The sequence below is a fragment of the Kribbella sp. NPDC056861 genome, assembly GCF_040687575.1.
GTDB lineage: Bacteria > Actinomycetota > Actinomycetes > Propionibacteriales > Kribbellaceae > Kribbella.
In genome coordinates this window covers 957,983-971,639 of sequence record NZ_JBFBNQ010000003.1, presented here as the reverse complement: position 1 = coordinate 971,639, position 13,657 = coordinate 957,983, and the positions used below count along the sequence as shown (strand labels likewise).

Annotated in this window: 12 protein-coding genes; 6 read left to right on the top strand and 6 right to left on the bottom strand. The window is 67.6% G+C overall.

Annotation, left to right across the window (positions count from 1 at the left end):
* Window positions 1-553 precede the first annotated feature (553 nt).
* Window positions 554-1,099 carry a hypothetical protein gene (locus AB0P21_RS18500; protein WP_363698049.1) on the top strand — a complete coding sequence of 182 codons (546 nt, stop codon included), beginning with the start codon at window positions 554-556 and terminating at the stop codon, window positions 1,097-1,099.
* A 117-nt stretch (window positions 1,100-1,216) separates the two neighbouring features.
* Here AB0P21_RS18500 and AB0P21_RS18495 read toward each other — a convergent pair whose 3' ends face one another.
* Window positions 1,217-1,363 (bottom strand): hypothetical protein, encoded by a 147-nt coding sequence (locus tag AB0P21_RS18495; RefSeq protein WP_363698048.1) that lies wholly within the window; start codon window positions 1,361-1,363, stop codon window positions 1,217-1,219.
* 38 nt (window positions 1,364-1,401) lie between these two features.
* Window positions 1,402-2,838, bottom strand: coding sequence for a DUF2079 domain-containing protein (locus AB0P21_RS18490; RefSeq protein ID WP_363698046.1), 1,437 nt, complete (start codon window positions 2,836-2,838; stop codon window positions 1,402-1,404).
* Window positions 2,839-3,021: 183 nt separating this feature from the next.
* Between AB0P21_RS18490 and AB0P21_RS18485 the strand changes: the two genes are divergently transcribed.
* Together AB0P21_RS18485 and AB0P21_RS18480 are read left to right on the top strand one after the other, a co-directional pair.
* On the top strand, window positions 3,022-3,696 hold the full coding sequence (locus AB0P21_RS18485; RefSeq protein WP_363698044.1) for a response regulator transcription factor: 675 nt from the start codon (window positions 3,022-3,024) through the stop codon (window positions 3,694-3,696).
* The gene (locus AB0P21_RS18480) at window positions 3,696-5,213 is read left to right on the top strand and encodes a HAMP domain-containing sensor histidine kinase (RefSeq protein WP_363698042.1); all 1,518 of its coding nucleotides are present in this window, start codon (window positions 3,696-3,698) and stop codon (window positions 5,211-5,213) included. The genes AB0P21_RS18485 and AB0P21_RS18480 overlap by 1 nt, the downstream gene beginning before the upstream one ends.
* Here AB0P21_RS18480 and AB0P21_RS18475 read toward each other — a convergent pair.
* Window positions 5,186-5,953, bottom strand: a complete 768-nt coding sequence (locus tag AB0P21_RS18475; RefSeq protein WP_363698041.1) for a polysaccharide deacetylase family protein — start codon at window positions 5,951-5,953, stop codon at window positions 5,186-5,188. The genes AB0P21_RS18480 and AB0P21_RS18475 overlap by 28 nt on opposite strands.
* A gap of 85 nt (window positions 5,954-6,038) precedes the next feature.
* Here AB0P21_RS18475 and AB0P21_RS18470 point away from each other — a divergent pair, with 85 nt between their 5' ends.
* Complete coding sequence (locus tag AB0P21_RS18470; protein ID WP_363698040.1) at window positions 6,039-7,523, top strand: LLM class flavin-dependent oxidoreductase; 1,485 nt, start codon at window positions 6,039-6,041, stop codon at window positions 7,521-7,523.
* Between the two features lie 9 nt (window positions 7,524-7,532).
* Here the strand turns inward: AB0P21_RS18470 and AB0P21_RS18465 are convergent, their stop codons facing one another.
* Window positions 7,533-8,939 carry a mycothione reductase gene (locus tag AB0P21_RS18465; RefSeq protein WP_363698039.1) on the bottom strand — a complete coding sequence of 469 codons (1,407 nt, stop codon included), beginning with the start codon at window positions 8,937-8,939 and terminating at the stop codon, window positions 7,533-7,535.
* 560 nt (window positions 8,940-9,499) lie between these two features.
* Here AB0P21_RS18465 and AB0P21_RS18460 point away from each other — a divergent pair.
* Complete coding sequence (locus tag AB0P21_RS18460; RefSeq protein ID WP_363698038.1) at window positions 9,500-9,847, top strand: hypothetical protein; 348 nt, start codon at window positions 9,500-9,502, stop codon at window positions 9,845-9,847.
* 75 nt (window positions 9,848-9,922) lie between these two features.
* On the opposite strand, the gene AB0P21_RS18455 is transcribed toward AB0P21_RS18460, so the two are convergent.
* Window positions 9,923-11,116, bottom strand: coding sequence for a glycosyltransferase family 4 protein (locus AB0P21_RS18455; protein ID WP_363698035.1), 1,194 nt, complete (start codon window positions 11,114-11,116; stop codon window positions 9,923-9,925).
* A 68-nt stretch (window positions 11,117-11,184) separates the two neighbouring features.
* On the opposite strand from AB0P21_RS18455, the gene AB0P21_RS18450 reads away from it, so the two are divergent.
* Window positions 11,185-12,909 carry a tetratricopeptide repeat protein gene (locus AB0P21_RS18450; RefSeq protein WP_363698034.1) on the top strand — a complete coding sequence of 575 codons (1,725 nt, stop codon included), beginning with the start codon at window positions 11,185-11,187 and terminating at the stop codon, window positions 12,907-12,909.
* Window positions 12,910-12,920: 11 nt separating this feature from the next.
* Here AB0P21_RS18450 and AB0P21_RS18445 read toward each other — a convergent pair whose 3' ends face one another.
* Entirely contained in the window at window positions 12,921-13,634 is a 714-nt protein-coding gene (locus AB0P21_RS18445; RefSeq protein WP_363698033.1) for a helix-turn-helix transcriptional regulator, read from the bottom strand.
* Between the last annotated feature and the right edge of the window lie 23 nt (window positions 13,635-13,657).

Below are 13,657 nucleotides of genomic sequence, written 5' to 3'. Positions count from 1 at the left end.
GCGCAGGCCGCCGACCTGGTGGGCAGACTGGAGAGTTGGTCGCCCGCAGGCTGGTGTCTCGACTCGAACCCCGCCGGGGACGTCTACATCAAACCGTGCCAGAGCGGCAACGGGTACCAGCGCTGGACCATTCGCGTGGTCGGTTCGGAGGAAGGCAGCGATCTCGTCCAGTTGACGAACGGAGCGACCGGGCGGCTCCTCAGCATCGGGAGCGCCGGAGTACGGACGCAAACCAACAGTGCCCCAGAGACCAGGCTCCGTGCGGTCGGGCCAGGGTGGAGCGGCGCGCGGTTGTGCCGAACCCAGAACGGCACCCTCGAGTGCATTCAAACGACCCAGAGTGCGGCTCCGGATATCCGGAGCGTGTTCCTGCACGAATACGAGCAAGGCTGGTGGTCGATGACCTGGAAGCGGATAACTCCCTGAGCTCGGCAGACTTCTGGTTGCCGAGGCCGGCACTCGACACAATGCCTGCCATCGATTCTTCGATGCAGTAGAGCCCGCAAGAACCTTCACCGGCTTCTCCGTTTTCAGTCGCACGGAAGGAGATGTCATGGTCGTTCGAGTTCCTCGAGGTGCCGACCGGCGATGCCGTCTGAAGCGCGCTTCCCTGCCGATCGCGGTCACGTTGGTGACGTTGGCGGCTACAACCGGCCTGAGTGCCTCGGTCGCGCAGGCTGCCACCCTGACCGGCAGACTGGAGAGTTGGTCGCCGGCGGGCTGGTGTCTCGACTCGGATTTTGGAGGAAATGTCTACATCAAACCGTGCCAGGCCGGCAACCTGCACCAGAAGTGGGAAATCAGCGTGGTCGGTCAAGAAGACGGGAGCGATATCGTACAGGTGAAAAACGCCGCCACAGATGGATACCTCACCGTCGCATCCAACGCAGTGCGGGCGCAAGACGACAGGAAGGCGCCGCAGACCAGACTCATTGCGGTAGGGACAGGGTGGCGCGGCGCACGGCTGTGCCGGCCACAGAGCGGCAGCCACGTGTGCGTTCAAACGGTGCAGAGTGCCGATCCGGGTTTCCGCAAAGTGTTTGTGCACGAATACGAACCAAGCTGGTGGTCGATGACCTGGAAGCGGATCGCTCCCTGACACTTCGTCAGGACGAGTCCGAGGCAACCCGAGACGAGTTCGGGCAGACGGAGCAGCCACGGAGCAGGACCGTCATATCTCCCCTGATGACGCTGCGTACAACGCCTGAAGAGCAGGTCAGCAGGCTTTGGTGGTGGAGATGTGCCAGTTCTCGTCCGCCGACCACCGGAGGTCCTCGTCCTGGTGGGCCCGGCGGGGCTCCACGAACTCGCTCAGATGCTCGACAACCTCCACCGGCGGTACCACCGCCACAAACAGTCGCATCCCCCGATCTTAGGGAACCTGTCCATCGGATAGCCGGTTCAGCAGCCGGGAAGTGTTAGTGGCGTAGGCGCTGGGCCGCGGTGGATCAGGACCAGCCAGCCGTCGGTGTGCACCTGGTCGGCGGTGGCGAGCAGGGGGCAGAGGGTGGCGGGCTGGTTGGCAAAGGCCAGGATCCAGTCGGTTTCCGTGGCGTGCGGGAGCAGATAGACCGTCGTCCGGCTGGTGAGTTGCGGAGCCAGCACGTTCTCGGTGGCGACCGTCGCGCCGTCAGGGATGTGAGCCATCAGCCGCTTGGCCGCTGCGGCGTACTCCGGCGGCTTGTTGAACGCCGGGTCGCGCAGCGGAGTCGGCGTACCGGCGAAGGGGCCGAGCATCACCAGTACCGCGCCGAGGAACGCGCGCGCCCACGGTGATGCGGCTGTGCCGCGGGTGACGCGCATCAGGCGTGGGCGGAGGAGAACGAGGCCGTGGACGAGTGCGCAGAACAGGATCGGCATCAGAACGGCGTCGTAGTGGAACATCGGGGTCCAGTAGAACTCGTACGTGCCGAGCAGCCGCCAGGCCAGCGTGGGCAGCGCGAGGAGCAGGAGCGGTGATCGCAAGGCGATGAAGGCGGTCGGGAGCAGGAGGAGTACCAGCAGGACGAGCTTCGAAGGGTCCAGCCGGTCGCCGTGCACTACGCCGTACGGGTTGACGCCACCGGCGTGCAGGTACTGATAGTTGCCGTCGGCACTGAATGCGGGGATCACCACCAGGACGGTGAGCGCGGTCGTGGCGGCGCCGGCCAGCGCGGTGCAGACCCCGAGCCGGCGGGTCGGGCGATACAGCGCGAGCAGTACTCCGAGCGCGGCGAGGGTCAGGCCGAGATCCTCCTTGACCAGCACGATCGGCGTGGCGATCGCCACGGCGGCGGAGTACCGGCCGCGGAGGAGTTTCTCGAGCGCGAAGGCCAGCAGCGGTACGGCGAACGCGACCTCGTGGAAGTCGAAGCGCAGCGTGTTCTGCAGTCCCCAGGACAGGCCGTAGGCGACACCGATCGTCACGCCCAGCCAGCGGCCCATCATCGAGCAGGCGATCCGGGTGATCGGCAGCACCGACGCGGCCAGCAGCAGTGCCTGCGCGACGAGCAGTGTCTCGGCCGACGGGAAGAGCCGGTAGAAGGGCGCGAGAACGGCCAGGATCGGGTGGAAATGGTCGCCGAGCAGGTTGAGGCCTGGTGCGCGGATCGTGGAGGTCGGCCAGTGGCCGTGGGCGTAGCTGCCGACCGCCTGCTCGAAGATGCCGAGGTCGAACCCCGTGGTAGCGAAGGCGCGATGGCGCCCGAGCGAGTAGATCAGGTAGATCGCGGCGAAGACGGCTGCTACGGCGACGGCGGTCCAGGTCGTCGTACGGGTCGGACGGCCGATGGCGATGGCCGGCTGGGTTCGCCGGACCGGCGGCGCACTGACCGGCCGGCTCTCGACCGACAGACTCACCGGCGCGCCCGACGCAGGACGGCACGGATCTCCCACAGCACAAGGGGAATGACGACGGCGCCCAGTCCACCCAGCAGCAAGGAAGTCATCGGCGGACCGTACCTCGCGGGTGCTGAAGGAACGCCGCTGAATTCTGAAGCCGGCTTCAGGATTCGGCTCGGCCGGTCATGGCATGCTGGGGCCATGCGGCTCTTGGTCGTCGAGGACGAGCGCCGGCTCGCCGAGGCGCTGAAATGGGGGCTCGAGGCCCATGGCTTCGAGGTCGACGTCCGGCACGACGGCCTCGAGGCGGTCCAGGCGGCCGAGACGAACGTCTACGCCGCGATCCTGCTCGATCTCCAACTGCCCGGGCTGAGCGGCTACCGGGTCTGCGCCGAGATCAGGCGCACCGGTAACGACGTTCCGATCCTGATGCTGACCGCCAAGAGCGGTGAGTACGACGAGGTGGAGGGGCTCGACACGGGTGCCGACGACTACCTGACCAAGCCGTTCTCGTACGTCGTCCTGGTGGCCCGGCTGCGCGCGCTGCTGCGGCGTACCGGCCAGGCGCCGACCCAGGTGGTGGTGGGCGATCTGGTCGTCGACGGCGCCGCCCGGCGGTGCTCCCGGGCCGGGCAGCGGATCGTGCTGACCGATCGGGAGTTCGCCGTTCTGGAGTTCCTCGGCGAGCACCGCGAGACCGTGGTGACCCGGCGCGAGATCCTCGAACAGGTCTGGGGCTGGGACTTCGTGGGCCAGGAGAACACGGTCGAGGTGCACATCAGCGCTCTGCGGCGGAAGATCGACCAGCCGTTCGGGCGACACTCGCTGCAGACGGTCCGGGGTGTGGGGTACCGCCTGTCGGGTCAGGACGAATGATGCGGCGACGCTGGTTCACGGTGTCGACGGCAGCCCGTACCGCGCTGGTGGCGGGACTCGTCGGCGCCGTACTGGCGGCCGGTTTCACCATCTGGTTGCGGCACACCGTCTATGCCGAGCGGTACGAGGCATCCAGCGAGCGGGCGGCGGCGGATCTGTACGCGATGCTGACCGACGGCGAGCGTCGGCAGGACTTCCCTGGTACGGCGGGTGAGCACGACCCGATCGATGCCACCTACGAGACCGTCGGCAGCGACGGCAAGGTGCTCGCCGTCTCGGAGCGGCTGGCGCCTTTCGCGGGCGCCGGTCCACTCAGCCCGATTCCGCCTCGGGCGACCACTTGGGGGCCGTATCGGGTGAAGCTGCGGCTCGGCCCGTATGCGGAGCAGGGGGTTTGCGCTCCGGAGCTTGGTAAAGCGCCGTACGCCTATTGTGATGACGCGAAAACCCTTGCAGGGCAGGAGATCGAGGTCTGGCGGATGATCCAGCCGGCCAGTTTCTACCGGCCTGGGCCCGGTGACGATTCGACCGTCTCGTTCTCCATGGCCATCCTGCCGTTCGACGCTCGGCAAGCGGTGGCCGGGGTGGACAGGGTGTTGCTGCCGACGATGCCGTTGGCCGTGCTGTTGATCATGCTGGGCGCGTATCTCGCCACCAGGCTGTCGCTGCGGCCGGTTGACCGGATGCGGACCGAGGCGGCCCGGATCAGCGCTCAGGACCTCCATCGGCGACTTCCTGTTCCGCCGTCGAACGACGCGATCGAACGGTTGGCGCTGGCCCTGAACGAGACGCTGGACCGGCTGGAGAGCTCGGCGGATCAGCAGCGCCGGTTCGTGGCCGACGCGGCGCACGAACTGCGTAATCCGATCGCCGGCCTGCGCGCGGTACTGGAGGTGGCTGAGCAGCACCCCGACAGCGTCGATCTCCAGAAGGTGGTCGCGAACGCGGCCGGCGACACCCGCCGCCTGCAGGAGCTGGCGAACGATCTACTGCTGGTGGCCGGCCTCGATGCTGATCGGGATCCGCCTGGTCAGCTGGTCGACCTGGCGGAGCTTGTCCGGCTGCAGGTGGCACGTCGTTGGCCTGAGCGGGTCGAGCTCGAGGTGGACGTGGTACCCGCGGCGCTCGTCCGTGGGAACGCGGTGCAGCTCGATCGGCTGGTGCGGAACCTGCTGGACAACGCGATCCGGCATGCGCGGACCGCCGTCGCCATTGGTGTCTCGGCCGGTGTCTGCGTGGTACTGCGGGTGGCGGATGACGGACCGGGGATTCCGGTCGAGGCTCGGGGGGTTGTGTTCGAGCGCTTTACTCGGCTGGATGATTCGCGCACGCGGGACGCTGGTGGTGCTGATGGAGCTGGTGGCGCTGGTGGCGCTGGTGGCGCTGGTCTCGGCCTGGCGATTGCTCGCGAGATCGCTGTCCGGCACGGCGCGACCTTGACGATCACCGACTCCCCCATCGGCGGGGCTTGTCTGGTTGCGGAGTTCGCTCAGCAGTCCATCGCCGGGAAGGTGTAGCCCTGGGCGGTCAGGGTCTGCAGGGCCTGGTCGAGGGCGGCGACGGTCTGGCTGCGGTTGCCGCCGGCGTCGTGCATGAGGGCGACACTGCCGCTGCGGGCCTGGGTGAGGATCGTGTTGACGATCGCCTGCTTGCCCGGGCGCTGCCAGTCGAGGGTGTCGATGTCCCAGAGGACCGGGGTCATGCCGGCCGCCTTGATGTCGGCCCGGACGCTCGCGTTGGCGGCGCCGTACGGGGGGCGGAAGCATTTCGACTGCGGACCGTCGAAGATCTCGTGGTGGCGTTTGGTGGCCGAGACCTTGGTCAGCTGGGCGTGCGAGATCGAGTGGTTGCCGATTGTGTTGCCTGCGGCAAGGATCTGGTCGCGGAGGGCGGGGTGCGCGGACTGCATGCTGCCGAGCTGAAAGAAGGTTGCGTGGGCGTTGTACTTCGCCAGTACCGCGAGCACCTGCGGGCTCCAGACCGGGTCGGGTCCGTCGTCGAAGGTGAGGAAGAGGGTTTTGTTGCCTTCAGCTACTGCTTCGGCGGTGGGGTTGTTGGTAGCTGTTGGCGCTGTGGACGGAGCCTTGGTCGGTGCCTTGGCTGACGCTTTGGCAGGCGTTGAGACCACCGAGCTGGTCGGCTCGGTGGCGGAGGCTTGATCCGCTTGTGCCATCCCGAAGGCCACTACCCCGGCGACGACGAAAGCTGCCGAGATACCGATGCCGGTGTTGATGAAGGCACCGAGTTTGCTGGCCATGACACTCCCCGTGAATCAGATCGACGCTTGCAACTGATGAGACGCCGGCAATCCCGATCTGGTTGGGAAAGTGTGAAACTGAGTTATGGAGGTCGAAGGACGGAATCTGCCGTCGCCGTGTGTGGTGGTGCTGGTCGGGCCGGGGGCGGCCGGGAAGTCGACGTGGGCGGCGGAGACGTTCTCGGGTGATCTCGTCGTGTCGAGTGACCGGTTACGGGCGCTGGTGGGGGCCGGTGAGGACGACCTGGCGGCCAGTGCTGATGCGTTCAGGTTGCTGGAAGACGTGGTGCGGCAGCGGATCGGGCGGCGGTTGACGACGGTGATCGACACGCTGGGGCTGGATCGGGACCGGCGGCTTGGGTGGCTGGCGGCGGCTCGGGAGGCTGGGGTGCCGTGTGTGGCAGTGGGGTTCGATACGCCGGCTGAGGAGTGCCGGCGGCGGAATCGGGAGCGGGTGAAGCGGATACCGGCTGACGTGCTGAGTGGTCAGCTCAAGGCGTGGGCCGCGGTGAAGAAGGAGTTGCCGGGTGAGGGATACGACGAGATCCTCGCACCGGGCGCGCTTCGCGTCGTACCGGAGGCGTTTGTCGGGGCCGGGGAGGCAGTGCGGCGGCAGGCTGAGCAGCCGACCGGGTTGAGGTTCGGGCTGCAGCTGGGGAGCTATACGCACAAGGGTGGCCGGGCAACGACCGGTGAGTGGGTACGCCGGGTCGGGCGCGCGGCGGAGGCGGCTGGGTTCGACGGGATCTATGTGATGGATCACTTCCGGCAGATCCCGCAGGTGGGGCGTGCCTGGGAGGACTTCCTGGAGAGCTGGACGACGCTGGCCTACCTCGCCGCTTGCACTGAGCGAGTGCGGCTCGGGACGCTGGTCAGCGGGATCACCTATCGCAACGTGGCGCATCTTGGGAAGATCGCGGCGACGCTCGACGTACTGAGTGGTGGTCGCGCGGTGTGCGGGGTGGGGTTGGCGTGGTTCGAGCAGGAGCACAAGGCGTACGGGTGGGAGTTTCCGTCTGTTGGTGATCGGTACGCGTTGCTTGAGGATGCGCTGCAGTTGCTGCCGGTGATGTGGGGACCGGGCAACAAACCTTGGCGCGGCAAGGTTCTCGACGTACCGGAGACTGCTTGCTATCCGCGCCCGTTGCAGGACCCGCTGCCGCTGCTGCTCGGCGGTAGCGGTCCACGCACGCTGCGGCTGGCGGCGCGGTACGCCGATGCCGCGAATGTGTTCGGCGACGCGGCGGCGGTCCGGCGGCATGCCTCTTATCTGGCGGCGCACACGCCGGCTGGTCGGGAGACTCCTCCGCAGCTCACGCATCTGTCGACCACGCTGATCGGGCGGCAACCCCGCGAGGTCGATGACCTCGTCGAGTTGCATCGGCCGCGCAATCAGAACCCAGCGAAGTATGCGGCGACTGTCAACGCCGGAAGTGTCTCCGACCAGATCGGCCGCTTCCGCGAACTCGCCGAGGCGGGCGCGACCGAGGTGATGATCAGTCTGCCCAACCTCGACGACGACCTCACCCCGCTCGAGACCGCCGGCGAGGTGATCGCCGCGTTCCGCTGAGCCGGTCTGCTACTTCTTGTTCTTGGTGAGCTTCAGGTTGAGCAGGGCGTTCTCGATCAGTTCGGGCATCGCCGGGTGGATCCAGTACTGGCCACGCGCCATCGTGTCGGCGTCCAGGCCGAAGCTCATCGCCTGGATGACCGGCTGAATCACGATCGATGCCTCCGGGCCGATCACGTGACAGCCGAGGATCAGGCCGGTGTCGGGGTCGGCGAGGATCTTGGCGAAGCCGGTGGTGTCCTCCATCGCCCAGCCGTAGGCGATGTCGGCGTACGCCTGGCTGCCGACGACGTACGAGACGCCCTTGGCGGTGGCTTCTTCCTCGGTCAGCCCGACCGAGGCGACCTGCGGTGAGCCGAAGACGGCGTGCGGGACGAAGCGGTGGTCGGACTCGATCCGGTCGTCCGGGTGCAGCAGGTTGTGCTGCACGACGCGCGCCTCGTGGTTGGCGACGTGCTTGAGCTGGTACTCCGAACTGACGTCGCCGAGCGCGTAGATGCCCTCGGCCCCTGTTTCCTGGAACTCGTCGACCACCACCCGGCCGTCCTTGTCCACCTCGATCTTGGTCACGTCGAGGTTCAGCAGGTCGGAGTTCGGTTGCCGCCCGACGGCGACCAGCAGCTCGTCGACGTACAGGTCCTCGGCGCCGTCCGGGCTCAGCGTCCGGATCGCGATGCCGTCCTTGGTCCGGTTGACGCCCATCGTCTCGCGGCGGGTCCGTACGTCGTACCGCTCCCGCGCGATCTCCGTGTAGCGCTTGGCGACCTCGGCGTCCTCGCCGCGGAGCAGCAGGTCGGACCGCGCGATCAGCGTGACCTCGACCCCGAGCGACGAGAACACGTGCGCGAACTCGGCCGCCACGAACCCGCTGCCGATGATGCCCAGCCGGCGCGGCAGCTCGTCGAGCCGCATGATCGTGTCCGAGGTGTGGAACCCGGTCTCCGTCAGCCCGAAGATCTCGGGAATGACCGGCCGGCTGCCCGCGGCGAGCACGAACTTGTCGGCGGTCAACACCTCGGTCCGGCCGCCCTCGTTCGCCGTGACGGTCAGCTCGCGCTCAGCGGTGAACCGCCCGGTGCCGTGGTACAGGGTGACGTTGACGTTGTTCGCGTGCTTCTCCCGGTACTCCTCGCCACCGGCCGAGATCGGGTCGATGCGCCCGAATACTCGATCCCGAATATCCGGCCAGCGAACCCCGGTCAGCTGCTCGTCCACACCCAACCGCGAACTGTGCGACGGCACCGCGGCCAGATCGGCGGTGTGCACGAACATCTTGGTCGGGATGCACCCCACGTTCAGACAGGTCCCACCGAAGGTGCCGCGTTCGACGATCGCCACTTTCCGGTCCGCGAACTGCTGGGTCACGATCGTATTGCCGGAGCCGGTGCCGACGACCACCAAGTCGTAATGAGTCACACCCCATTGTGCGCGTGGCGCTCAACAGGAACCCAGGGGGCTGCGGTTACCGGGTGCGAACGGGATCGCGGGGGTGTCGGAGGTCGGTCGGGGGTTTCGGCCCACCCGTGCTCGCGTTGCGGGTTGGAGCGGCGTGCCCACCCCGGGGCTGGTCGTGGGGCGGGGTGGGTGCGGATCGGCGCCGCGTTGCATGGCCTGCCGAGAGTGTTTGCCCCACCCGAACTCACGATGCGGCTGAAGCGGCGTGCCCACCCGGGCTACTTGCGGGGCAAGCTGATTGCGGATCTACTCCGCGTCGCTTGGCCTGCAAGGGTCTCGCCACACCCGTGCCTCGCTGCAGGTCGGAGTCACGTGCCCACTGTCATAGTCGTCGGTCACGGTCACGGCGACGGCGGCAGCGAGTAGCGAGGCGCTGGGCGTTTCCTTGTTGCCTGTCGAGGTGGCAACACGAACGGGCTGTTTGCCCGATGGTGAGGACGTGATCCTGAGGAGGACACCCACGGTGTGGCCCGAGCAGCCATCGACCGAGGGGCCTGTCCGCTCACAGTAAGGAGATGCTCATGTCGTCTGTCCACATTCGTCGAGCCGCTGGTCGGCTTGCGGCCACTGTCCTGGCGTCGACCGGTGCAATTGCGCTGGCCGGCTCGCCGGCCTTGGCCGCCGGTCCGTACATCGGTTCGAACTCGGGTGGCGCGAACGTCCGGACGTGCGCCAACACGGGGTGCGCCTCGGTCGCCTACCTCGGCAACGGGAGGGCGGTCACGATGGTCTGCTGGATCGACAGCCAGTGGGTCAGCCCACCGCAGTCGGACTACGGGTCGGCACGGTGGTTCCGGATCAGCAGCCCGGCCGGCGGGTACGTGCATTCCTCGCTCGTGGAGAGCCAGGTTTCCACGCCTCGCTGCTGACTCCGCGCAGTACAAAGGCGCGGGTGGATGGCGGGAACGCCGATCCGCCCGCGCCGTCGCATGCCGGAAGCCGTGTCATGTCGCCAGGCCGCACTCAGTCCGGATCGCCGTTCCCAGCCTGGCGACCGTCTCGGACCAAGAGAAGCGGCCAAGCAGAAGTTGTTGGATGCGGTGGGTCTCGGCGAACGCGGTGGGTAGATCGTCCAGAACTCGCTGGACCGCCTGCGACCACTTCCGCGCATCCCGTCCGGGGTCGTCGGTGATGTCGACGATCATGTTGTCCGCAGCGGAGCCCAGGTACTCCCTCAGCAGTTCGGCCAGACCGCTGTGTGCGCTGACAAGGATCGGGGTGCCTACAGCCAGCGCTTCCCACGCCGCGAGACCGAAGCCCTCGGCCCGGGACGGCATCAGGCACAGCGCGGCACGCCGTAGGTCACGACGCACCGCCATCCCGTCCTGGCAGAACGGCCGTACGTCCACTCGGCCGCGAGCGAGGCCGGAGAGTCCGGTGAGCGCGGCGCGTACCTGCTCGCACTGCTCAGCGGGAGCACCGCGAACGAACAGCACCGGGGCGGGCCGATCAGGCCGGGCCTGAAGGGCGGCAACCGCGCCGGCCGCGATATCAAGCCCCTTGAGTTCCAGGTCCCCGGTACGGCCGAGGACCATCACGTTGGGGCGCACCGGGATCTGGCGGACCCGGTCCAGCGGGTCCGGGTCGAGGCCCGGATCGAGGCGAAGCACGTTCCGGCCGCCGTACCCGTCATCCAAGAGGTGGGTGGCATATCGGGTGAGCCGGGGACCCACTCCGGCGACGACATCGGCCTGGCCCGCCAGATCCGCGGTATACGCCTCACGAGCCTCCACGCGGGCCGCCGCGTCGGCGGAGCCCTTGTAAGGTTCGATCTCGGCAGGCGCGGTGTGCACGAGGTGGACAAGCGCAGCGGTGCCGAACTTGCGGGCGTAGAGCCAGGCGATGTGCCCGGTCACGCGGTCGTGCCCGACGATGACGTCGGCTTGCTGCACGAGAACCTCGATCACCGGGAGGTGGAGGTTCGGACCCGCAGGAGTGTGGTCGGCTGTGAACAGCCGCACGCCGTGCCGGGCGGCGTCCGCACGCTCGACCTCCATGGCCTGCTCCACCAGGCACAGCACGGTGTCGCCGCGCTCGGCGAACCCAACGGCCAAGCTGCGGTTGAACGCGGAGATACCCCCTCTGGCCGGGAACCATTCGTCACAGATGAAACAGATGGTCAGCGGGGTCCGTGTCATGGCGGCAGCCGACCAACGAGAGAGAATGAATTCAATGCCGATCGAATGAAACTCGTTGGAGGGCGCCGATGACCGACGAAGCCGCCTGGCGGACTATGGCAAGCGGGCTGGTCACCGTCCGAGACGTCGTGCGCAAGGTGAACCGGGGCTGCACCAAGTCGGTAGAGCGCGCAGCGCTGACCAAAGTGGCGGATCACTCCGCGTTCGCGGGCTTGGGCCCGGACGGTCAGGACCGAGGCGCGTGGATCGCCGCCCGGGTCCGCAGCCGCCTGCTTGACCTCGAACGCAGCGCCAGCGAGTCGGCGGCAGACCGTGCGGTTCGATGCTGGGCCCGCTACATCGATGAGGGCCTGTTCCCAGTGGAATTGCACGACAGGCATCCCGGTCTGATCGTGAGCGATACCGTCGCGGAAACGCCGGTCGCCCGACGCACCCGCGTCCAGAGCCTGATGTGGGCCGGTGGCGCGCGCGGCGACAAGGACTCGCTCCCCGGCGTGCTGAGACTCGCTGCCGAGCTGCGTACGGCGCTGTCCACCGGCCTGCCCGACGGCACCCGAATGGACGAGACCACGTTCAAGTACGAGTGGGATCGCCTGGTCACCGTCGCGCCGGAGGCCCGGGATCTCCTGCAGGTGCTTGCCCGGCTGGCTCCGGAGCACCCGTTCTCGTTCTCGCTGCTTCGTGACGCGGGTGATTGCCTGCCGGGACTGGCGGAGCTCGCGTGCGCTTCCTCGGCCAAGCTGCGCGAGGCCTGCAAGGCATTGCAGAGTCGAGGCCTTCTGGAGCTGAACCGTGACGGCGCGGCGGTGCCGGCCGGTATTGCCGGTCACGTGGTCGGCCAGGTTACTGCGAAGCAGTCGGTCCACTGGACCGCGGCGGTAGTGCGCTTCCTCACCCACGCCCTGCGTCCCGATACTCACCACAGCGACTCGTGGACCGAGTGGGAGCAGGCATACCCACATGTGCTGATCGTGTGCGAGGCGGCGGAGCGAGACGAGGTGCAGCTCGGCGACGTCGCCTACCTGCTCGACCGAGCGTCGGTGTACCTGCGCGAAGGCATAGAGGATCCGGAGGCGGCGACCGCGATTGCGCAACGGGCCGTGACTATCGCCAGCGCCGCTGATGACCCTGAGCTGACCGGTGACAGCTTGGGGAACCTCGCGCTGGCGCATCGGGCGGCCGGTCGGATGACCGACGCTGTCCACGCTTCCACAGCATCGATCACGCACGTCGCCGAGAAGTGTGGAACGAACCACGAGAAGTACGCCGAAGGCCTCACCGTGCACGCTGGCGTTCTCGCCGCCGCTGGACAGACAGCCGAGGCCGGCCGAGCCCATGAGCAGGCAGTCGAGATTCTTCGGGCGCTGCATGTGGCACGGCCGACCGACCACATTCGTGGGCTGTTGGTCGAAGCCCTCAATGACCATGCGGCACATCTGCTCTCCGACGGCGGGTCGGCCACACTGGGTGCAGAGGTGTTGGCGGAGGCAAACATGCTGGTGCGGCGCGGCGAGTACGGCTGGACTCAGGTCACCTTGAATCTGGCCAGGGCGTGCCGCGCTGCCGGTGACCTTGTCGGCGCACGTGGTCATCTCGAGTCTTTGCGGGATCACTGCGTCGAGACCGGCCAGAATCAGTCGATCACCCAGCTCTGTGCCCTTGTGGACCTGGCCGAGATCTATGACGAGTTGGGCGACCGCCGCGCAGGACCGACTCTGCGTGAGGCGCACCGCATCGACAACGCGCTAGTCGGAGCACTGGACCGCCCACCCCGCCATGGCCGTAGCAGTTGAGCGCTACTGGGTCACCTAGGCTGCCTGGTGATCAGCTCACCGCAACCGCACCGCTCCCGATCTGACCAGTCCGCCCTGCGTACCCAGGCCGGTCCGAAGGGCGGCTGGCCTGCGCTCGTACGCAGAGCCAACCGCAGCCGCCACACCGCCTCTGCGAAGCGGTGATACGCAGCGTGGTAAGTCTGCGAATCGAGGTCCGCACCGGCGTTCACGGCGTTCCGCAGGTCGATCAACCGGAGGAAGACATCTTCCCCCGCCTCCACGACGGCCAGATCGGCGGAGATCAACAGCCGCTCTCTAGCGCTGTAGACGGCAGAGTCATGGACCACGCGGTTGGCGGCGTCCTGCCGCGCGTGCTCTCGCAGCGATGAACGTGCCACACCGCGCAAAGCGTTGTGGGCGCGGTCGACCGCAAGCACGAATGACACGCCTTCCTCGGGCTGCGTCGTCGGACCGGTCGATGGCGCCGCATCAGCCGGCGGCGGGCATATCACCCGGGCCAGCCGACCCAATGCACCATCGGCGCCGAGGGCCAGGTCGTACTGGTCCGCCAAACTGACGCTGCCAGGGGCGCGCCCGGTCTCAACCTTGCTGAGATATCCCCGGCTGTAGTTGACGCGACGCGCCATCTCCGCCAGTGACAGATTCGCCGACTCACGCCATCGGCGCATGCTGGCACCGAGCGATTCGTCGGCCTGATCGGCACGCTGCTCAATCTCGGTCACGTCAGTTCCCCTACCCGGTAAGC

Coding starts and splice junctions, on each gene's coding strand:
- AB0P21_RS18500 (WP_363698049.1), top strand. CDS start 554: ATGGTCGTTCGAGTTCCTCGAGGTGCCGACCGGCGATGCCGTCTGAAG.
- AB0P21_RS18495 (WP_363698048.1), bottom strand. CDS start 1,363: ATGCGACTGTTTGTGGCGGTGGTACCGCCGGTGGAGGTTGTCGAGCAT.
- AB0P21_RS18485 (WP_363698044.1), top strand. CDS start 3,022: ATGCGGCTCTTGGTCGTCGAGGACGAGCGCCGGCTCGCCGAGGCGCTG.
- AB0P21_RS18480 (WP_363698042.1), top strand. CDS start 3,696: ATGCGGCGACGCTGGTTCACGGTGTCGACGGCAGCCCGTACCGCGCTG.
- AB0P21_RS18475 (WP_363698041.1), bottom strand. CDS start 5,953: ATGGCCAGCAAACTCGGTGCCTTCATCAACACCGGCATCGGTATCTCG.
- AB0P21_RS18470 (WP_363698040.1), top strand. CDS start 6,039: ATGGAGGTCGAAGGACGGAATCTGCCGTCGCCGTGTGTGGTGGTGCTG.
- AB0P21_RS18460 (WP_363698038.1), top strand. CDS start 9,500: ATGTCGTCTGTCCACATTCGTCGAGCCGCTGGTCGGCTTGCGGCCACT.
- AB0P21_RS18455 (WP_363698035.1), bottom strand. CDS start 11,116: ATGACACGGACCCCGCTGACCATCTGTTTCATCTGTGACGAATGGTTC.
- AB0P21_RS18450 (WP_363698034.1), top strand. CDS start 11,185: ATGACCGACGAAGCCGCCTGGCGGACTATGGCAAGCGGGCTGGTCACC.